The organism is Mycobacterium sp. NPDC050441, from assembly GCF_040655355.1.
Taxonomy (GTDB): domain Bacteria; phylum Actinomycetota; class Actinomycetes; order Mycobacteriales; family Mycobacteriaceae; genus Mycobacterium.
In genome coordinates this window covers 110,326-129,255 of sequence record NZ_JBFAJS010000013.1, presented here as the reverse complement: position 1 = coordinate 129,255, position 18,930 = coordinate 110,326, and the positions used below count along the sequence as shown (strand labels likewise).

General features: G+C 66.3%; 22 protein-coding genes. 8 read left to right on the top strand and 14 right to left on the bottom strand.

Annotation, left to right across the window (positions count from 1 at the left end):
- Window positions 1-1,356 (bottom strand): SLC13 family permease, encoded by a 1,356-nt coding sequence (locus tag AB0I14_RS29825; protein WP_358029795.1) that lies wholly within the window; start codon window positions 1,354-1,356, stop codon window positions 1-3.
- 139 nt (window positions 1,357-1,495) lie between these two features.
- Here AB0I14_RS29825 and AB0I14_RS29820 point away from each other — a divergent pair, with 139 nt between their 5' ends.
- Genes AB0I14_RS29820 through AB0I14_RS29805 form a run of 4 tightly spaced genes read left to right on the top strand, consistent with a single transcriptional unit; the run spans window position 1,496 to window position 4,887 of the window.
- A complete protein-coding gene (locus AB0I14_RS29820; protein ID WP_358029792.1) occupies window positions 1,496-2,236 on the top strand; it encodes an IclR family transcriptional regulator in 741 nt (246 codons plus the stop codon).
- 36 nt (window positions 2,237-2,272) lie between these two features.
- Entirely contained in the window at window positions 2,273-2,659 is a 387-nt protein-coding gene (locus AB0I14_RS29815; RefSeq protein WP_358029789.1) for a DUF2237 domain-containing protein, read from the top strand.
- 19 nt (window positions 2,660-2,678) lie between these two features.
- On the top strand, window positions 2,679-4,154 hold the full coding sequence (locus tag AB0I14_RS29810; protein WP_358029786.1) for a protein adenylyltransferase SelO: 1,476 nt from the start codon (window positions 2,679-2,681) through the stop codon (window positions 4,152-4,154).
- A 28-nt stretch (window positions 4,155-4,182) separates the two neighbouring features.
- Window positions 4,183-4,887 (top strand): dienelactone hydrolase family protein, encoded by a 705-nt coding sequence (locus tag AB0I14_RS29805; protein ID WP_358029783.1) that lies wholly within the window; start codon window positions 4,183-4,185, stop codon window positions 4,885-4,887.
- Here AB0I14_RS29805 and AB0I14_RS29800 read toward each other — a convergent pair.
- The 5 genes from AB0I14_RS29800 to rplS form a co-directional block, all read right to left on the bottom strand.
- Window positions 4,874-6,076, bottom strand: a complete 1,203-nt coding sequence (locus AB0I14_RS29800; RefSeq protein ID WP_358029928.1) for an amidohydrolase — start codon at window positions 6,074-6,076, stop codon at window positions 4,874-4,876. The genes AB0I14_RS29805 and AB0I14_RS29800 overlap by 14 nt on opposite strands.
- 67 nt (window positions 6,077-6,143) lie before the next feature.
- A complete protein-coding gene (locus AB0I14_RS29795; protein ID WP_003881082.1) occupies window positions 6,144-6,449 on the bottom strand; it encodes a DUF2469 domain-containing protein in 306 nt (101 codons plus the stop codon).
- Window positions 6,446-7,231, bottom strand: coding sequence for a ribonuclease HII (locus tag AB0I14_RS29790; protein ID WP_358029926.1), 786 nt, complete (start codon window positions 7,229-7,231; stop codon window positions 6,446-6,448). Before AB0I14_RS29790 ends, AB0I14_RS29795 begins: the two co-directional genes overlap by 4 nt.
- A 19-nt stretch (window positions 7,232-7,250) precedes the next feature.
- Complete coding sequence (gene lepB, locus AB0I14_RS29785) at window positions 7,251-8,114, bottom strand: signal peptidase I (RefSeq protein ID WP_358029780.1); 864 nt, start codon at window positions 8,112-8,114, stop codon at window positions 7,251-7,253.
- Window positions 8,115-8,181: 67 nt separating this feature from the next.
- Window positions 8,182-8,523 (bottom strand): 50S ribosomal protein L19, encoded by a 342-nt coding sequence (gene rplS / locus AB0I14_RS29780; RefSeq protein ID WP_358029777.1) that lies wholly within the window; start codon window positions 8,521-8,523, stop codon window positions 8,182-8,184.
- Between the two features lie 323 nt (window positions 8,524-8,846).
- Between rplS and AB0I14_RS29775 the strand changes: the two genes are divergently transcribed.
- Window positions 8,847-9,803 (top strand): hypothetical protein, encoded by a 957-nt coding sequence (locus AB0I14_RS29775; protein WP_358029774.1) that lies wholly within the window; start codon window positions 8,847-8,849, stop codon window positions 9,801-9,803.
- On the opposite strand, the gene trmD is transcribed toward AB0I14_RS29775, so the two are convergent.
- The 5 genes from trmD to AB0I14_RS29750 form a co-directional block, all read right to left on the bottom strand.
- Window positions 9,800-10,483 (bottom strand): tRNA (guanosine(37)-N1)-methyltransferase TrmD, encoded by a 684-nt coding sequence (gene trmD, locus AB0I14_RS29770; RefSeq protein WP_358029771.1) that lies wholly within the window; start codon window positions 10,481-10,483, stop codon window positions 9,800-9,802. The two genes, AB0I14_RS29775 and trmD, sit on opposite strands and share 4 nt — an antisense overlap.
- A gap of 11 nt (window positions 10,484-10,494) precedes the next feature.
- Complete coding sequence (rimM, locus tag AB0I14_RS29765) at window positions 10,495-11,022, bottom strand: ribosome maturation factor RimM (RefSeq protein WP_358029768.1); 528 nt, start codon at window positions 11,020-11,022, stop codon at window positions 10,495-10,497.
- A 10-nt stretch (window positions 11,023-11,032) separates the two neighbouring features.
- Window positions 11,033-11,275: an RNA-binding protein gene (locus AB0I14_RS29760; protein WP_003881089.1), complete on the bottom strand. Its 243-nt coding sequence runs from the start codon at window positions 11,273-11,275 to the stop codon at window positions 11,033-11,035.
- Between the two features lie 8 nt (window positions 11,276-11,283).
- Window positions 11,284-11,763, bottom strand: coding sequence for a 30S ribosomal protein S16 (gene rpsP / locus AB0I14_RS29755; RefSeq protein ID WP_358029761.1), 480 nt, complete (start codon window positions 11,761-11,763; stop codon window positions 11,284-11,286).
- A gap of 195 nt (window positions 11,764-11,958) precedes the next feature.
- Window positions 11,959-12,378: a nuclear transport factor 2 family protein gene (locus AB0I14_RS29750; protein ID WP_358029758.1), complete on the bottom strand. Its 420-nt coding sequence runs from the start codon at window positions 12,376-12,378 to the stop codon at window positions 11,959-11,961.
- An 80-nt stretch (window positions 12,379-12,458) separates the two neighbouring features.
- On the opposite strand from AB0I14_RS29750, the gene AB0I14_RS29745 reads away from it, so the two are divergent.
- The 3 genes from AB0I14_RS29745 to AB0I14_RS29735 all read left to right on the top strand — a co-directional run bounded on the left by AB0I14_RS29745 (window position 12,459) and on the right by AB0I14_RS29735 (window position 15,872).
- Window positions 12,459-13,310, top strand: coding sequence for a D-alanyl-D-alanine carboxypeptidase family protein (locus AB0I14_RS29745; protein ID WP_358029924.1), 852 nt, complete (start codon window positions 12,459-12,461; stop codon window positions 13,308-13,310).
- Between the two features lie 88 nt (window positions 13,311-13,398).
- Window positions 13,399-14,226: a D-alanyl-D-alanine carboxypeptidase gene (locus AB0I14_RS29740; protein ID WP_358029755.1), complete on the top strand. Its 828-nt coding sequence runs from the start codon at window positions 13,399-13,401 to the stop codon at window positions 14,224-14,226.
- Between the two features lie 143 nt (window positions 14,227-14,369).
- A complete protein-coding gene (locus AB0I14_RS29735) occupies window positions 14,370-15,872 on the top strand; it encodes a sulfite reductase flavoprotein subunit alpha (RefSeq protein ID WP_358029921.1) in 1,503 nt (500 codons plus the stop codon).
- A 15-nt stretch (window positions 15,873-15,887) separates the two neighbouring features.
- Here AB0I14_RS29735 and AB0I14_RS29730 read toward each other — a convergent pair whose 3' ends face one another.
- From AB0I14_RS29730 to AB0I14_RS29720, 3 genes are read right to left on the bottom strand one after another with little or no spacing between them, the layout of a single operon-like run.
- A complete protein-coding gene (locus AB0I14_RS29730) occupies window positions 15,888-16,949 on the bottom strand; it encodes an amidohydrolase family protein (protein WP_358029752.1) in 1,062 nt (353 codons plus the stop codon).
- Between the two features lie 3 nt (window positions 16,950-16,952).
- Complete coding sequence (gene ffh, locus AB0I14_RS29725) at window positions 16,953-18,518, bottom strand: signal recognition particle protein (protein ID WP_358029749.1); 1,566 nt, start codon at window positions 18,516-18,518, stop codon at window positions 16,953-16,955.
- 9 nt (window positions 18,519-18,527) lie between these two features.
- A complete protein-coding gene (locus tag AB0I14_RS29720; protein ID WP_358029746.1) occupies window positions 18,528-18,719 on the bottom strand; it encodes a hypothetical protein in 192 nt (63 codons plus the stop codon).
- Between the last annotated feature and the right edge of the window lie 211 nt (window positions 18,720-18,930).

The following is an 18,930-nucleotide window of genomic DNA, read 5'->3' as shown; positions in this document are numbered from 1 at the left end:
TCACAACACCGCGCCGGGAAGGACGAGGGTTCCGACGAGCAGAACGGGCCCGATGACCACCATCGACAGCCCCCACCGCATCAGCAGACGGGTCATCCGGGGACGCTGCGCTTCGTCCACGGTGGTCGCCACGAGCGTCGCGCCCACGGTGGAGAACGGCGATACGTCGACGATGGACGCGCACACGCCGAGCGCACACATCAGCGCCCAGCCGGGGATGCCGCCGGCAGCGACCAGGGGCAGCGCGAGCGGAACAAGAGCCGCCAGCATGCCGGTGGTCGAGGCGAAGGCCGAAACAAGCCCTGCCACAAGGCAGATGAACAGCGCAGCGAGCAGCGGAACACCGATGTGGCCGGCGAACTCACCGAGCAGATCGACCGCGCCCAGCTTGTCGAGCACGCCGACGAACGTGATGATGCCGCCCACCAGTAGAACCGTCGACCAGTCGATGCGGGGAATCGCCTGGTTGCCCGATCGTGGGTCCACGAGGGTGAGCACCGCACCGAGCGCGAACGCCAATACGCCGATGTCGGGATCCATGCCTGCCAGCGACATTCCGATGACCGCAGCGATCAGTCCGACCATGGCGATGACGGTGGCAATTTGATTGGGTGTGAAAGGGATTCGTTCCGGGCCCGATGACAGGTCCGGGCTCGACATACCCCCGCGTGGACTCTCCCGCCGACCGCCACCGCCAACGGTGACCAGTCGATCCTCGGCGGGAAGGGATACCGCCGGCGCGGCGACCGCATTTCGGCGCAGCAGTTTCAGCCCGCCGAACAGGACGTATGCCGCCATCAGCAAGACCAGGTTCACCATCAGTGCCACCACGAACAGTACGAACGGGTTCAGGTCGATACCGGCCTGATGCGCTGTGCCGTAGGTGACGATGCCGAACAGGCTGGTGGGCGCGAACGCCCCAGCGCTCAGACCGGTCCCGATCGACAGTGCCATCAGCATCGGATCGATCGCGCGTTTGTCCGCCACCATCATGCCGATCGGCGCCATCACCAACCCACCGAGCGGTGAGCCCATCGCCGAGATCCCCGCGGTCAGCAGGAAGAACACCAGGGGCAGCAGCACGGTTCGGTGCCCGACCTTGGCCAGGGTGACCTCGATGATCCGGTCGATGGTCCCGTTGGCGTGGGCGATCCCGAAGAAGTAGGTCACCCCGACGAGCAGGACCAGGATGCCGACCGGGAAGCCATCGATGATGTCGTCGATCGGCATGCTCGCCATCCCGAGCCCCACCCCGCACGCCGCGGCGAACATCAACACACCGAGATGAGCGTTGCGCCATGCCGAAACCGCGAAGACACCGACGAATATCGCCAGCGCCAGCAGCTGAACTGTCATTCCATCGCCTTTCGAAACCTTGAGGCCATGCTTCCCAATTGGTCCACTGTGTGGCACAGTGGTCTACACAATGAACCGGTCCGGGTAAGCTAGCTCACATCCGAGGCGCGGGTCAATATGAGTGGCCGAGGAAGGACGCATGTCGACGAACAGCGTGGTGTCCGCGTTTCAGGTGTTGGAAACAGTCGCAAAGCTGCAACCGGTGGGACTGTCCGAGCTCACCCGCGCGGTCGGGCTACCCAAGAGCACCGTGCAGCGATGTTTGCTCACACTGCACGAGATCGGATGGCTGCGACCGACCGCCGCGCAACCCACCCGGTGGAGCCTGACGTACCGCGCATTTTCGGTCGGCAGCCGGGCCGGCGACCATCAACCGATGCGCGAAACCGCGCTCCCATTCCTCAACGAGTTGCAGCTCGATACCACCGAGACCATCCACCTCGCCGCACATGACGGACCAGAGCTGGTACTCATCGAGCGCTTGGACACCCCGCACCCACTGCGCGCCTTCATGCCGTTGGGATCACGAATTCCGTTGCACGCCTCAGCAACTGGAATAGCCTTTCTCGCCGCCAGTACGGACGCCTATATTGCGAATTACCTTTCACAGCACCTTGCACCGCAGACCGAACACACGATCACCGATCCGGACACGTTGAGTGAGACCATCCAATTGGTGCGGACACGTGGATACTCGGTGAACGAGCAGGGGCTGAACACCGGCATCACCGCAATCGGCGCCAGCATCGTCAACGCACAACGCGAACCCATCGGGTCGGTCTCGATTTCGGGCCCGAGTAGCAGGATCACCCCCGACAAGTTCGCTAAGTTCGGTTGCGCGGTACACGAGACCGCGCAGCGAATCTCCGCAGCATTGTGAACCCGCGCAGAAATCCCAAGGAGAGGCGATACCGAGATGGCCGATCGCAATGTGTTGGGTGGCCCGCTCGAAGAGTGCGGCACCGACCCGCTCACCGGCTTCTACCGCGACGGGTGCTGCTCGACGGGCGACGCCGACGAGGGCAGGCACACCATCTGCGCCGTCGTGAGCGCCGAATTCCTCGAACACCAGCGCTCGATCGGCAACGACCTGTCGACCCCGGCACCGCAGTACCGGTTCCCCGGCCTGACGCCCGGGGACCGCTGGTGCGTCACCGCGCTCAACTGGCTGCGCGCACATGACGACGGCAAAGCGGCCCCGGTGGTGCTGGCCGCCACCCATGAACGCACCCTGGACGTGGTGCCCCTCGACGTCCTTCAGCAGTACGCCGTCGACGTGCCCGACGACCTGGGCAGCCTCTGATGCTCCGTAGGCTCGAGACGTGAGCGTCGCACCCGATACGACCGTCAGCCTGGACAACCGCTTCGCCCGCGCCCTACCCGAGATGGCCGTCGCGTGGCAGGCCGAACCCGCCCCCGCGCTGCGGTTGCTGGTCCTCAATGAGGCGTTGGCGGCCGAACTCGGCCTCGACACGTCCTGGCTGCGCAGCCCGGACGGCCTCGGCCTGTTGTCGGGCACCGTCGTTCCCGAGGGCGCCACCCCGGTTGCGCAGGCCTACGCCGGGCACCAGTTCGGCGGGTACGTCCCTCGCCTGGGTGACGGCCGTGCACTGCTGCTCGGCGAATTCGTCGGCGCCGACGACGTTCCCCGCGACCTGCACCTCAAAGGATCTGGACGCACCCCATTCGCCCGCGGCGGCGACGGCCTGGCCGTCGTCGGGCCCATGCTGCGGGAGTACATCGTGAGCGAGGCCATGCACGCCATGGGCATCCCCACCACCCGCGCCCTGGCCGTGGTGGCCACCGGACGGGACGTCCGGCGCGAAACCCTGATGCCCGGGGCGGTGCTCGCCCGAATCGCCGGCAGCCACCTGCGGGTCGGCAGCTTCCAGTACGCGAGCGCACACGCCCAGGCCGTCGGAGACATCGCGCTGCTGCGACGGCTGGCCGATCACGCCATCGCACGGCACCATCCCGACGCGGCCAACGCGGAGAACCCGTACCTGGCGCTGTATGAGGCGGTCGTCGCGGCACAGGCCACGCTGCTGGCCCAGTGGATGCTCGTCGGGTTCGTCCACGGCGTGATGAACACCGACAACATGACCATCTCCGGCGAGACCATCGACTACGGGCCGTGCGCCTTCATGGAAACCTTCGATCCGGCAACGGTATTCAGCTCGATCGACCATGGCGGTCGCTATGCCTACGGCAATCAGCCGACCGTGGCCGCGTGGAACCTGGCCCGCTTCGCCGAAACCCTGCTGCCCCTGCTCGCCGACGACGGCGACCAGGCTGTCGAGCTGGCCACCCGAGCGCTGCGTGAGTTCGGGCCAAAGTTCGACACGGCGTGGTCGGCCGGGATGCGCGCCAAGCTCGGACTGCCCACCGATGTCCAGAACGCCACCGCCAAAGCGCTCGCCGAGGAACTCCTGACGCTGCTGCAACAGGGACAGGCCGACTACACCTCGTCCTGGCGCGCACTGGCCCGGGTCGCCCGCGGCGACAAACGCGACAACGACGGGGCGTTGTTCGATCAACCCGGTTTCGACGAGTGGCTGCGACGCTGGCTGGAGGTCAGCCCCGACGCCGACGCGATGAACCGGGTCAACCCCATCTACATTCCCCGCAATCACCTGGTCGAGGAGGCATTGACGGCGGCGACCGCCGATGATCTGCAACCCCTCCAGGACCTCATCAGTGCCCTCGCGGCGCCCTACGATGAGCGCCCCAGGCTCGAGCGATATGCCGCACCGGCGCCCGCCGACTTCGGCACCTACCGGACGTTCTGCGGAACCTGACCCGCCCGGGACGGCTACCCTCGGTCGGGTGACGACGATCACCATGGATACCCCGGCCGGTCCGATCGACGCTCTGCTGAGTCTCCCCAGTGACGGAGGACCGTGGCCCGGAGTGGTGATCATCCACGACGCGATCGGCTACTCCCCCGACAACGAGGCGACCTCCGAACGTGTCGCGGCCGCCGGCTATCTTGCGCTCACGCCGAATCTCTACGCGCGCGGCGGCCGGGCCCGGTGCATCACCCGGGTGATGCGGGAGCTGATGACCCAGCGCGGCCGGGCGCTCGACGACATCCTGGCCGCCCGCGATCACCTGCGTGCGCACCCGCAGTGCACCGGAACTGTCGGCATCGCGGGCTTCTGTATGGGAGGGCAGTTCGCGCTCGTGCTGGGCCCCAAAGGTTTTGGTGCGTCAGCACCGTTCTACGGCACCCCGCTGCCGCGGGGCCTCGCCCAGACTTTGGACGCGTCGTGCCCGGTCGTGGCCAGCTTCGGCCGCCGCGACCCCCTGGGCATCGGCGCGCCCGCCCGCCTCCAGCGCATCGTCGACGACAAGAACATCCCGGCCGACATCAAGGTGTACCCCGATGCCGGGCACAGCTTCGCCAATCAGCTACCGGGCCAGTCGTTTCTGCGGATAACCGGCTTCGGCTACAACGAGGCCGCCACCTCCGACGCCTGGTCGCGGGTGTTCGCTTTCTTCGACGAGCACCTGGCGGCTAAAGCCAACTGAGCCCGGCCACCACCAGCGCCTGGGTACCGGTATCCAGCGTTGGCTGGATCACCGGAGCGAACCGCGGCGAGTGGTTCACCGGGATCTCGGCGCTCACCCGGCCCGTGTCAACAGCGGTCCGGTACACCTGCTCGTCGATACCGCCGACGCCCCAGTAGGTGTAGGGCACGCCGAGTGCGTTGGGGATGTCGCTGAAATCCTCACTAGCGGCCTGCGGACCCATTGTGGCGACCCGCGAACCGAAGAACTCGGCGAACGCTGAATGCACCCGCTCGGTCACTGCGTCATCGTTGACCGTCAGCGGAAAACTGTCGTACAGCTCGAACTCGGGCTCGCGCGGTGAACCAGATGCCTGGCATTCCGCCACCACGACCCGACGGATCGCATCGAGCACCGCGGTCCGCACCGTCGCGTCGTAGGTACGCACATTGAGTTGGAGCACAGCGTGATCGCCGATGACGTTGCTCTTCTCACCGCTGTGGATACTCCCGACGGTCAACACCACCGTCTCTGTTGCCGCCACCTCACGAGACACGATCATCTGCAGGCGGATCACGATCATCGCCGCCAGCACCACCGGATCCACGGTCGCCTGTGGCATCGACCCGTGGCCGCCGCGTCCGTAGACGGTGATGCGCATGCTGTCCGCCGCTGCCAGTACCGGACCATTACAGACCGCAATGTATCCGGCAGGCGCGGGCCCCACGTGCTGAGCCAGCGCCACATCGACGGGACCGATCAGAACGGCCAGACCACCGTCGACCATTCCCGAGGCGCCGTCACCGACCTCCTCGGCGGGCTGAAAGAGGGCAATCACGGTGCCCCGCCAGTGATCTGTCGCCCCGGCGAATAATTCGGCCGCTCCCAGCAGACAGGCCACGTGGACGTCGTGCCCGCAGGCATGCATGACGCCCGACTGGGTGCTCGCGTACTCCAGCCCCGTCGCCTCCGTCACCGGCAGCGCGTCCATATCGGCGCGGATCAGCACCCGGGGGCCGTCGCCGTTACCCAGCACGCCGACCACGCCGGTTCCACCGACACCTTCGTGAACGGTCAGACCGGACTCCCGCAGGCGCGCGGCGACCACCCCGGCAGTGCGTTTCTCCTGATGCGAAAGTTCGGGATTCTGATGCAGATCCCGGTACAGCGGCTCCTGCCACGTGCGGACCTCGGGCAAGCGCGTCAGCACCGCGTCGGCGCGACGGCGAATATCGTCCCCGGTACCGACCGTCGCCACCACACGCCCCTATCCGCTACTACTCCGGCAACCGCAATTCGGGCTTTTCGACCTCTTCGATGTTCACGTCCTTGAACGTGATGACCCGCACCTGCTTGACGAACCGGGCCGGGCGGTACATGTCCCACACCCAGGCGTCGGCGAGCCTCAACTCGAAATAGACCTCGCCCTCGGAGTTACGCGGAATCAGCTCCACGCTGTTGGCGAGGTAGAACCGGCGCTCGGTCTCGACGACATAGCTGAACTGCCCGACGATGTCCTTGTATTCGCGGTAAAGCGAGAGCTCCATCTCGGTTTCATACTTCTCGAGATCCTCGGCGCTCATCTGGTGTGCTGTCCTTCTCGTTGTGCTGATGCCCTGTCGATCATCTTTGCGTACCCCGCTTCAGCATGCCGCATTGGTGCCACATCCCGTCGCACGTCTGTCATCTCCGCCGCCCGCCGCACGCCGGTGTTCTCTGCGGCCCGCCGCACGTTCACATACGAGTAGCGGTGCTCCACACACGGCCCCAACTCCGTCAATGCGGCGGAGTGCGCGGGCGTGCTGTAACCCTTGTGTTCGGCGAACCCGTAGCCGGGATGGTGCTGTTCCATCTCGACCATCAGCCGGTCCCGACTGACCTTGGCCAGCACGCTGGCCGCTGCGATACAGGCGGCTGCGGCATCTCCCCCGATCACCGGCAACGAGGGCACCGCCAGGCCCGGAACCCGGAACCCGTCGGACAACACATATCCGGGGCGCAGGGACAACCCCGCCACCGCACGCCGCATGCCCTCGATATTGGCCACGTGCACACCGAGGCGGTCCACCTCGTCGGACGGAATGAACACCACGTGGTACGCCAGTGCATAGCGGCGAATCAGGGGAAACAACCGCTCCCGCTCGCGCTCCCCGAGCTTCTTGGAATCGTCGAGGGTGGCCAGGCTGTCCATCCGGTTGGGGCCCAGTACACAGGCCGCCACCACCAGCGGTCCCGCGCAGGCCCCGCGCCCTACCTCGTCCACCCCGGCGACCGGGCCCAGACCGTTGCGATACAGCGCTGATTCCAGGGTGCGCAATCCGGATGACCTCCGGATCACCGTGCGAGGCGGCCACGACGTCTTCACCGCTGGCACAGGGCAGCTCCTAGGAGTCGGTCTGCGGGTTCACGCCATTGATACCGCCCCACCGGGACGGTGGCCAGGCAATGAACCGTGCCTTTCCGATCACATTCTCCACCGGAACCGTGCCGGCCATCGCATCGCCGGTACACAGCAGGCCTTTCTGCCCGTCGGCGGGCAGATTGCTGCAGTGGAACCGCGAATCGGCCGAATGGGTCCGGTTGTCGCCCATCACCCACAGCCGGTCCGGCGGGATGGTGACCGGACCGAACTCAGGGCCCAGGCACGGATAGATGCCCGGGTCGGCCATCATGGTGGCCGCGTCCAGATACGGCTCGTTCAGGTGTTTACCGTCGACTGTCAGACCGGTATCGGCACGGCACTGCACCGTTTGGCCGCCCACTGCGATGACACGCTTGACCAGGTCGTTCTCATCCGGCGGCACGAAGCCCACGAAGGAGAGGGCATTCTGCACCCAGCGGATCGCGGTGTTGTCCGAACGGATCGACTTGTAGCCGATGTTCCACGACGGCGGGCCCTTGAACACGACCACATCACCGGGTTCGGGCTTGGAGAACCGGTAGGTCACCTTGTCGACCATGATCCGGTCACCCACGCAGCCGGCGCAGCCGTGCAGTGTGGGCTCCATCGATTCCGACGGGATCAGATACGGACGCGCGATGAACGTCAGCGTCACGTAATAGAGCACCAGGGCGATGGTCGCCAGAACGGCGATTTCGCGGGCCGTGGAGTGCTTGTTCTTGGGCGACGCGTCCCGCGATTCGTCTTCGGGCGCGTCCGAAGACTGCTCTGAATCAGAATCGAGGTCCGAATCGGATTCGAGGCTGCCCTCCGAGCGCGCATCGGCAGAGTCGGTGGGTCCGGTCACAGGCACCACAGTAGCGAGCGTCGTGACCGGTCCCGCGAGGGGAGCTTCGTCAGGCGGAGCAGCGCGCTCAGCGCTTTTCCTTGATCTTCGCCTTCTTGCCACGCAGTTCGCGCAGGTAGTAGAGCTTGGCGCGACGGACGTCACCGCGGGTCACGACATCGAGGTGATCGATGTTGGGCGAATGCACCGGGAAGGTGCGCTCGACGCCGACGCCGTAGCTCTCCTTACGCACGGTGAAGGTCTCGCGGATCCCGCCGCCCTGGCGACGAAGGACGACGCCCTTGAAGACCTGGATGCGCTCCTTGGAGCCCTCGATCACCTTCACATGCACGTTGACGGTGTCGCCGGGGCTGAAGGTCGGGATGTCGTCGCGCAGCGACGCCTGATCGACGAAGTCCAGCGTGTTCATCGGTGACACTTCCTTGTTGTTCGCTGCTCCGGGCAGGCGCGCACAGATTGCGCAGCCGAAGCTATTTTCGGGTGTATCGGGTTGCATCTCGCAGCGAACGCGGACAAGCCGGCCCAGTCCTGCGCAGACAACTGCTCAATTGTGCCAGACGGGTCCCCATACCGTGAAATCCGGCGGGTCGGTCCACCAAATTGCCCCGACTTCTGCACCATACTGCGAGCACTACTAACCACGCGGGCCACTCGGCGAACGGTTAGGCTGCACCCACCGATGCGCCGGTCCTGCAGAGCCCATCGGATTTTGTTGACGGTTCAAGGAGGACCATGCGACGGCGGCCGTCGAAGCTGATGATGGCGAGCGCGGTCACCGTGACCGCAGTGGTCGCGACGGCCTTGGTAACGGTCGGCTGCGAAGCCAGGGTCTACGGAACGCCCCCGGCCCCACCCGGGGCGCCGCAACTGACCGTCGTCGTTCCCCAGGGCGGCATGGCTCCGCTCCCCGAAGCGCCGCCGGGCGAACCCGCCGCCGCATTCATGGGGATCGAGGACCGCGCGCAACAGGCCACCGAGGAAGCCGCCGAATCCGGCGCCGAGATCACCCTGCTGGTGCTCGACCGCAACACCGGTCAGCTGGTGTCCAACGGAAACGGGACAACCATCGCCATCGCGTCGGTGGTGAAGTTGTTCATCGCCGATGATCTGCTCCTGCAGGAGGCCAAGGGCCAGACGGTCCTGTCCCCCGAGGACCGCGAGAACCTCGACGTGATGCTGCGGTCGTCCGACGACAGCGCCGCCGAGGTCTTTTGGAACCGCAGCGGCGGAAGCGCGATCGTCAATCGGGTGGCCGCCCGCTACGGCTTGGGCTCGACGCAGCCACCGAACGACGGCCGGTGGTGGAACACCATCAGCACCGCGGCCGACCTGGTGCGCTACTACGACATGATGATGAACGGCAGCGGTGGCCTTCCCGCCGAACAGGCCAACGTCATCCTGTCCAACCTCGCCCAGTCCACGCCGAACGCCATCGACGGCACCCAACCGGGCGGCATCTACCCCCAGCGGTTCGGCATCCCCGAAGGCCTCTACGCGGAGCCGGTCGCCGTCAAGCAGGGTTGGATGTGCTGCATCGGATCGGACTGGATGCACCTGTCGACCGGCGTGATCGGCTCCGACCGTCGCTTCATCATGGTGATCGGCTCACTGCAGCCCACCAACGCCGCCACCGCGCGGGACACCATCACCGACGCCGTCAAGAGGATGTTCCCCGGCGGCCGGATCTAGGATTCGTCGAGCAGGTCGGGCCTGCGCTCACGCGTGCGCTGCAACGACTGCTCATGGCGCCACGCCGCGATCTTGGCGTGATCCCCGGAAAGCAGCACATCGGGCACTTCGAGCCCACGCCAGCTCTGCGGGCGGGTGTAGCTGGGCCCTTCAAGCAGGCCGTCGGAATGCGAATCCTGTTGGTGTGATGCGGGATTACCCAATACGTCGGGCATCAACCGGACCACTGCCTCGATCATGACCAGCGCCGCCGACTCGCCGCCGTTGAGGACGTAGTCACCGATGGAGACCTCTTCGACCCGCATCCGGCAAGCCGCGTCGTCGGCCACCCGCTGGTCGATCCCCTCATACCGCCCGCAGGCGAACACCAGGTGCGACTCCGCACTCCAGCGCTCGGCCACAGCTTGGGTGAACGGGCGCCCCGCCGGCGTCGGCACAACCAGAAGTGTTTCCTCAGAACAAATTTCGTCGAGCGCCTCACCCCAGGCCGGCGCTTTCATGACCATCCCCGGACCGCCGCCGTACGGCGAATCGTCCACCGACCGGTGTACATCACGGGTCCAGTTCCGCAGGTCATGCACGGCAACAGAGAGTATTCCGGCGTCAATCGCCTTGCCCGGCAACGCCTGCCGGATCGGATCGAGATAGGCCGGAAAGATCGTCACGACGTCGATTCGCACAGTGCGGCCCGTCAGACCAGGTCCAGGTTCAGCAGACCGTCTGGAGGATCGATGACGACGGTTCCGGTGTCCCGGGACACCGAGGTGACGATGGCGCTGACGAACGGGACGAGTATTTCGCGGCCATCGACATCGGCCTTGATCGACAACAGTTCCCCGGCCGCGGTGTGCAACACCTCGCGGATCACCCCGACCGCGGTGCCGTCGACCGTGACGACCCTCAGGCCTTCGAGTTCATGGTCGTAGAACTCGTCGGGATCATCGATCGCGGGCAGGTCGGCGGTATCGACGATGAACACCGTGCCACGCAACGCGTCGGCCGCATTGCGGTCGGCGATGCCAACCAGACGAATCAGCAGCCGACCAGAATGATCACGCACGGATTCGACTGCGAAGGTGCGCTCGGCACCCCCCTTGGCGCGGCCCCGAAGGGCCACGCCAGGGGTAAATCGGGCATCCGGGTCGTCGGTCCGGACCTCGACCACAACCTCACCGGAAATGCCGTGAGCTTTGACAACCCGCCCGACAACCAGGTCCATGGATCCGACGCTACTGGTCGGTGTCCACCACGTCGACGCGGATACCGCGCCCACCGATGCCTGCGACCAAGGTGCGCAGCGCGGTGGCGGTGCGGCCACCGCGGCCGATGACCTTGCCCAGGTCATCGGGGTGCACGTGCACCTCGACGGTCCGCCCACGGCGGCTGGTGACCATGTCGACGCGTACGTCGTCGGGATTGTCCACGATGCCGCGGACCAGGTGCTCGACGGCGTCGACCACGACAGAACTCACTGCGATGCTCAGCTCTCGCTTGCGGCGTCAGCGGCGGCCTCAGCAGCCGGCGCCTCGGCAGCGGCCGTCTCAGCCTCAGCAGCAGCCTCGTCCTTCTTGGGAGCCTTCTTCTTCTTGGGCGTGACGGCCGCGGCACCGGCGCCGCTCTCGGCCTCGGCCAGCGCCGCGTTGAACAGGTCCAGCTTGGACGGCTTGGGCTCCTTGACCTTCAGCGTGCCCTCGGCGCCCGGCAGGCCCTTGAACTTCTGCCAGTCACCGGTGATCTTCAGCAGGGCCAGCACCGGCTCGGTGGGCTGGGCGCCAACACCCAGCCAGTACTGCGCGCGCTCCGAATCGATCTCGATCAGGCTCGGCTCTTCCTTGGGGTGGTAACGGCCGATGACCTCGATGGAGCGGCCTTCGCGGCGGGTGCGCGCGTCGGCGACAGCGATGCGGTACTGGGGGTTGCGGATCTTGCCAAGCCGGGTGAGCTTGATCTTGACAGCCATGGTTAAGCAAATCTCCTCTGTGTCACGCTGCAATTCAGCGATGCGGGCGGAATTGCCCGATCCGGTTTTGCCTTACGTGTGTGACCGCCGCGCAGCGCATTGAACGAGTCGCGCGGCAGACAGCGCCCAATTGTGCCAGAGCAGGCAGTACTGACCAAAATTGCGACGGACGGTCGGCCCACACGTCGCCGACGGCTAGACCACCTTGTCGAAACACTTGGTCTCGACGCGGCGGCTCATCCGCCAACCGTCGGCGGTCCGCACGAATTCGTCCTCGTACCACAGGCCACAGAACAACACCTGTTGCTCCAGCCCCGGCAGCACCATCGGGTTGAAGCAAATAGTGCGCGACGACGCGGTGTCCCCGGTGATGCGCACATCGAAGTTGCCGAGCATGTGGGCGTAAGCCGGGAAGTTCGGCAGCACCTCGGCCAACCAGGCCTTGACCTCCGGGAAGCGACCGTCGATGCCGCCCATTGCCCGGTAGTCGATATAGGCATCGGAGGTGAACACCACATCGAGGTCATCGAACAGTCGACGGTCTATCGCCGTGGAGTAGTCGATCAACAATTGCTGGATCTCCAGGCGGTCCGAAATCTCGGCCAGGCTCAACATGTCTCGATTCAACACGATTAGGCTGACCCGGCATGGGGAGGTTCGTGAGGTTCTCTGTTGTTCAGGCCGCCGCAGCTGTGATGCTGGCCGCGGTCACATCTCTGATCGGCGCCGTGCCCGCGGCCAGAGCCGACATCGAGGTGCAGCAGATCGGGTCCGCACCCATCCCGGACGGTCCCGCTCAGGGCTGGGTGATCGCCGATCTCGACACCGGACAGGTACTGGCAGCGCGTAACGAGAACACCCATTACGCACCGGCGAGCACGATCAAGACTCTGCTGGCCCAAGTGGTGCTCGATGAGGTGCCGCTGGACAACACGATCGTGGCCGATGAAGCCGATACTCGGGTCGAGTGCAACTGCGCCGGCGTCGCGCCCGGGCAGACCTACACCGCACGTCAGCTGCTGGAGGCGGCGCTACTGGCGTCAGGCAACGACGCCGCCAACACCCTGGCCCGGATGGTGGGCGGTCCCGAATCGGCCGTGCACAAGATGAACGCCAAGGCCGCAGCGCTCGGGGCGAACAGCACCAACGTCGTGACGCCTTCGGGGTTGGACGGGCCGGGAATGCCGTTCTGGTCGACGCCGCACGACATGGCGACGATCTTCCGTGGCGCGATGGCCAATCCAACCTTCGCGCAGATCACCACCATGCCCTCGACCACCTTCCCCAGCAAGACCGGCGAGCGGGTCCTGGTCAACCAGGACGAGCTGTTGCATCGCTATCCCGGCGCCATCGGCGGCAAGACCGGTTTCACCGACATCGCTCGTAAGACGTTCGTCGGCGCCGCACAGCGCGACGGCCGCCGGCTGGTGGTCGTGATGATGTACGGACTGGTCAAGGAGGGTGGGCCGACCTACTGGGACCAGGCCGCGACCCTGCTGGACTGGGGCTTCGCCCAGGACCGCTCGGCCAGCATCGGGTCGCTCTAGGCCTTTCACCCTCGCACCGACGGTCCGATATCTGAAGGAAACCTGACCGTGCGCGCAGCGAGTCCAAAGCTGCGTAGCGTCGGCGCTCGTGCGAAGACTGTTCGTGACGCTGGCGTTCGCCCTGGGTACGGCGCTGGCCGCCGCGAACGTCTGGGCCCCGCCGGTCGCCGCGCAGCCAGGTGTTCAGCAGGCAGGCGCCCAGATTCCCGACGGCCCCGCCAAGGCCTGGCTGGTCGCCGACTTGGACACTGGCCAGGTGCTGGCGTCCAAGGATCCCAACGGCTCGTACGCCCCGGCCAGCACCATCAAGCCGCTGTTGGCGATGGTGGTGCTCGATCACCTTCGCCCCGACAATTTCGCCCGGGCCAACGAGTCCCACACCAAGGTCGAATGCTCGTGCGTCGGCCTCAAACCGGGACAGCCGTACACCACCCGCCAACTGCTCGAAGCGCTGCTCATGGTGTCGGGCAACGATGCGGCGAACATGCTCGCGGACATGCTCGGTGGTCAGCCCGCCACCGTCGCGGCGATGACCCGCAAAGCGGCCAGCGTCGGCGCCCGCAGTACCCGCGCCTCATCACCGTCCGGGCTCGACGGCCCCGGCTGGGAAACCGTCACCACGCCGCACGACCTTGCGGTGATCCTGCGCGCAGCGCTGACCTACCCACTGATCGCGCAGATCATGCGCCAGCCCTCGGCCCAGTTCCCCGGCAAGACCCTGACCAACCAGAACGAACTGCTCGCACGCTATCCCGGTGACATCGCCGGCAAGACCGGATACACGGACCTGGCCCGCAAGACGTATATCGGTGCCGCCCAACGCGGTAACCGACGGCTGGTCGTGGTCCAGATGTACGGCACCGGCGATCTGTACGGTCAGGCGATCGATTTGTTCGACTACGGTTTCTCGCACTGACCGTCGACGGTAAAAGGTAGGGCCCCACCGGGACTCGCCCACAACTAAGATAACCCTAAATTCGCGTGGAGTGCCCGCGCGCGACGAGGGGAGCCGATGTGTCCGACCGTGAGTTCTCGTTGGTGGTCGCCTATGGCACCGACATGGGCAACGCCGAAGACGCTGCGATGTCGTTCGCCGAGGCCACCACCGCCGCCGGGATTCCCGCCGAGGCCGTCGAACTCAACCAGGTGGAACTGGGCCAGCTCAGTACCGCAACGCATTTCATCGTGGTCACCTCAACCTTCGGCGATGGCGAGTTCCCCGACACCGCCACGTTGTTCTGGGAGGCGATCAGCGCTTCCACCGAGCGGCTGGAGCACCTGAGCTTCGCAGTCCTGGCCCTCGGTGACACGTCCTACGAATTGTTCTGCAACGCAGGAAAACTCCTTGATGTACGACTGGAAGAGCTGGGCGCCACCAGGATCGCCGACCGGGTGGACGTCGACGGGTACTACGAGGAACCTGCCGCGGCCTGGACCACCGACCTCGTCAAACAGCTCACCGCAGCTCAGGCCGGCCCAGCCGCGCCCGCCGCCGTCGTTGAGACCGCCCCGGCCGATCCCCCGACTCGCACCCAGGATCGCAACCGCCCCTTCGGGGCTGCCCTGACAGCCAACAGACTGCTCACCGCGGCAGAATCCGACAAGGAGGTCCGCCACTACGAGCTCGACATCACCGGTTCCGGGATCACCTACCAGGCCGGCGATTCACTGGCCGTCCACGCGACCAACGATCCCCGCCTGGTGGCGGCGATCCTGGCCGAACTCAAGGTGGGCCCAGAACACCGGGTCGCCGACACGGAGGAGACCTTGGGTGTCCTGCTCACCGAGCACCTGGAGATCCGGACGCCGTCGCGACCGCTGCAGGAGTTGGCCGGTACCGCCGCCTACGGTGAGGATGTCCTCGATCTGATCAGGCGGGCCGATCTCACCGTCGATGACGTCGTAGATACGTTGCGCCCGTTGCAGTTCCGCGACTACTCGATCGCATCGAGCCCCTTGATCCATCCCGATCACATCCATCTGACCGTGGCCACCGTGCGCTACCCCGCCGCCGACCGCCGACATGGCGGCGTGGCCTCCACATATCTGGCCGAGCGCACGCAGACGGTCCGGGTCCACCTGCGCCCCAACCATCATTTCCGGCTGCCTGCCGGCGATGTGCCGATCATCATGATCGGGCCCGGTACCGGTATCGCGCCGTTCCGGGCGTTCCTGCAGGAGCGGCAGGCCGCCGCAGCGCCGGGTCGGTCCTGGCTGTTCTTCGGGGACCGGCGCCGGGCCACGGACTTCCTCTACGGTGACGAGCTGACGGGATTCGTCGAGTCGGGCACGCTGACCCGGCTGGACATGGCCTTCTCCCGCGATCAGAGTACGAAAGTGTATGTGCAGCAACGCATGCTGGAGAACGCCGCGGAGTTGTTCGCGTGGCTACAGGACGGTGCGTACCTCTACGTGTGCGGTGATGCCGACCGCATGGCCAAGGATGTCGACGCCACCCTGCACGAGATCATCGCCGACAACGGCTCGATGGATGCCGATGCTGCGCACGCCTACGTCAACGACCTGATCAAAACCCACCGGTACCTGCGGGACGTGTACTGAGTATCAGCCGCGAGGTCAGAACACCCGGCCGCGCAGGATCACCAGGTCGGGGTGACTGACGCCGCCGTGTCGCGGATCCTCGGTGTAGCAGACCAGATCCGCCGATGCCCCGTGCTCCAGCGCCGGCCGGCCCAACCAGGCCCGCGCATCCCAACTGGCCGCCCCCAGTGCGGCGGTGGGACTCATCCCGATGCCCTTGAGTGCCTCGATCTCGTCGGCGATGCGGCCATGCGCGATCATGCCGCCGGCGTCGGTACCCGCGAAAATCGGCACCCCGGCCTCGTAGGCCGCACCGACCCGGGTGCGGCACGACGTGTACAGGTCACGCATGTGCTTGGCGTACGCCGGATACTTGCCCGCCGCATCGGCGATGCCGGGGAAGTTGTCGATGTTGATCAGGGTCGGCACCAGCGCCGTACCGCGTTCGAGCATCAATTCGATGGTGTCGTCGGTGATCCCGGTGCCGTGCTCGATGCAGTCGATCCCGGCCTTGATGAGCCCGGGCAAAGCCTCCTCGCCGAACACGTGCGCGGTGACCCGCGCACCTTCGGCGTGGGCCGCGTCGATCGCGGCTTTGAGGATCTCGTCGGACCACAGCGGTGCCAGGTCCCCGACCCCCCGGTCGATCCAGTCACCGACCAGTTTCACCCAGCCGTCGCCCCACCGGGCCTGCTCGGCCACGGCGGCGGGCAGTTGCGACTCGTCCTCGATGTCGATCGGCAACCCCGGCGAATAGCGCTTGGGCCGGGCCAGGTGCCGTCCGGCCCGGATGATGCGTGGCAGGTCCTCGCGGTCGTCGAAGCCACGGGTGTCCACCGGCGATCCGGCGTCACGCAGCAGCAGCGCGCCGGCATCACGCTCGGTTTCGGCCTGCTCCACCGACTCGTCCAGCGACACCACACCGCCGGGGCCGAGGCCGACGTGACAGTGTGCGTCGACGAGACCCGGGATGATCCAGCCGCCGTCAAAGACGGTGTCGGCGTTGGCGATCGGCTCCGCCGACAAAACACCATGCTGGATCCACCACTGCACTTCCTCGCAGTCAGGGAGTCCCCGACCGCGAATGTGCAGGGCCATCGATTACTTCTGGCCCGGAAACTTCAGTTTGGACAGGTCGAAATCAGCCAGACCGGGCGGCAGTTCGTCGAGTCCCTTGGGCATGTTCGACAAGTCCGGGAAACCTGCGGGCAGCGCCCCGGGTGCGCCAAACGGGTTCTTCGGCGGTGTCGGGCCGCGACCCTTGCCTTTGCCCTTACCGGCTTGCTTGTTCTTGCCCTTGGCCGCCTTGCGCGGCGAGTTCTTGCGACCGAAGGGCATGCCCATCTGGCCGGCCATCGACGACATCATCTTGCGGGCGTCGAAGAATCTGTCCACGAGCGAATTGACCTCGGACACCGCGACACCGGAGCCGTTGGCGATACGGAGCCGGCGTGAGGCGTTGATGATCTTCGGATCGGCCCGCTCGGCCGGGGTCATGCCGCGGATGATGGCCTGCACCCGGTCCAGCTGCTTGTCGTCGACCGCCGCCAACGCGTCCTTCATCTGGCCGGCCCCGGGCAGCATGCCCAGCAGGTTTCCGATCGGGCCCATCTTGCGGATCGCCAGCATCTGCTCGAGGAAATCCTCCAGCGTCAGCTCACCGGAGCCGATCTTGGCAGCGGCCTCCTCGGCCTTCTGCTGATCGAAGACCTGCTCGGCCTGCTCGATGAGGGTGAGCACGTCGCCCATGCCCAGGATGCGGCTGGCCATCCGGTCGGGGTGGAAGACGTCGAAGTCTTCGAGCTTCTCCCCCGCGGAGGCAAACAGGATCGGCACACCGGTGATCTCGCGGACCGACAAGGCCGCGCCACCACGGGCGTCGCCGTCGAGCTTGGTCAGCACGACGCCGGTGAAGCCGACGCCCTCGCGGAACGCCTCGGCGGTGGCGACGGCGTCTTGACCGATCATCGCGTCGAGGACGAACAGGGTCTCGTCGGGCTGCACGGCGTCACGGATGGCCGCGGCCTGGCCCATCAGCTCGTCGTCGATACCCAGCCGGCCTGCGGTGTCGACGATGACGACGTCGAAGTGCTTGGCACGCGCCTCGGCCATACCGGCCGACGCGACCGCCACCGGATCGCCGTGGCCACCGATCTCGAGGCCATCGGGTGCGGTGCCCGGGTGCGGGGCGAAGGAAGCCACACCGGCGCGCTCGGCCACGATCTGCAGCTGGTTGACGGCACCGGGCCGCTGCAGGTCACATGCCACCAGCAACGGGGTGTGGCCCAGGCCCTTGAGCCATTTCGCCAGCTTCCCGGCCAGCGTGGTCTTACCGGCACCTTGCAGACCGGCAAGCATGATCACCGTCGGCGGGTTCTTGGCGAAGGCCAGCTGACGGGTCTCGCCGCCGAGGATGCCGATCAGCTCCTCGTTGACGATCTTGACCACCTGCTGCGCGGGATTCAGCGCGGCGGAGACCTCGGCGCCCTTGGCGCGATCCTTGATGCGCGCGACGAAGGCACGCACCACGGCCAGCGAGACGTCGGCCTCAAGCAGGGCCAACCGGATCTCGCGCGCGGTCGCGTCGATATCGGCGTCGGTCAACCGCCCCTTGCCGCGTAGGCCTTGCAGGGCTCCGGTCAACCGGTCAGACAGGCTCTCAAACACGTGGTAAGCCTAGCGGCCCGGGATTTGTGGCGTGGCCGGCCGCCGTGAGGCGGAAGCTATCGCGTCGAGCGCCCAGCAGATCAGGCAGGACAACACGAAGGCACCCACCTCGACGGCCGATGCGTTGATCCAACTGGAGGAGGCCTTGAAGACGTCGACAACCTCCGTCTGGTGGATCCATCGCACAACAAGAGCGGACACCACTGCCCCCACCAGGCCGACCGTCCAAATGTTGTTGCGCCTACAGACAGCGCTGTGTCGAACAATGCCACGGCGCCAGCGATCGCCACTGCGACAAGCCGACGACCTCGCCGAGTCCAGCAGGCGACGACGACCACGAAATACAGCGCGAGGAGAACCCCTGGGATCCACATCGCCACGCCCAGCGGCCACTCGTGGAGCCATTCTCGCC

Coding starts and splice junctions, on each gene's coding strand:
- AB0I14_RS29825 (WP_358029795.1), bottom strand. CDS start 1,356: ATGACAGTTCAGCTGCTGGCGCTGGCGATATTCGTCGGTGTCTTCGCG.
- AB0I14_RS29820 (WP_358029792.1), top strand. CDS start 1,496: ATGTCGACGAACAGCGTGGTGTCCGCGTTTCAGGTGTTGGAAACAGTC.
- AB0I14_RS29815 (WP_358029789.1), top strand. CDS start 2,273: ATGGCCGATCGCAATGTGTTGGGTGGCCCGCTCGAAGAGTGCGGCACC.
- AB0I14_RS29795 (WP_003881082.1), bottom strand. CDS start 6,449: ATGAGCGCCGAGGATCTCGAGAAGTATGAAACCGAGATGGAGCTCTCG.
- rplS (WP_358029777.1), bottom strand. CDS start 8,523: ATGAACACGCTGGACTTCGTCGATCAGGCGTCGCTGCGCGACGACATC.
- AB0I14_RS29775 (WP_358029774.1), top strand. CDS start 8,847: ATGCGACGGCGGCCGTCGAAGCTGATGATGGCGAGCGCGGTCACCGTG.
- rimM (WP_358029768.1), bottom strand. CDS start 11,022: ATGGACCTGGTTGTCGGGCGGGTTGTCAAAGCTCACGGCATTTCCGGT.
- rpsP (WP_358029761.1), bottom strand. CDS start 11,763: ATGGCTGTCAAGATCAAGCTCACCCGGCTTGGCAAGATCCGCAACCCC.
- AB0I14_RS29750 (WP_358029758.1), bottom strand. CDS start 12,378: ATGTTGAGCCTGGCCGAGATTTCGGACCGCCTGGAGATCCAGCAATTG.
- AB0I14_RS29745 (WP_358029924.1), top strand. CDS start 12,459: ATGCTGGCCGCGGTCACATCTCTGATCGGCGCCGTGCCCGCGGCCAGA.
- AB0I14_RS29735 (WP_358029921.1), top strand. CDS start 14,370: ATGGGCAACGCCGAAGACGCTGCGATGTCGTTCGCCGAGGCCACCACC.
- AB0I14_RS29730 (WP_358029752.1), bottom strand. CDS start 16,949: ATGGCCCTGCACATTCGCGGTCGGGGACTCCCTGACTGCGAGGAAGTG.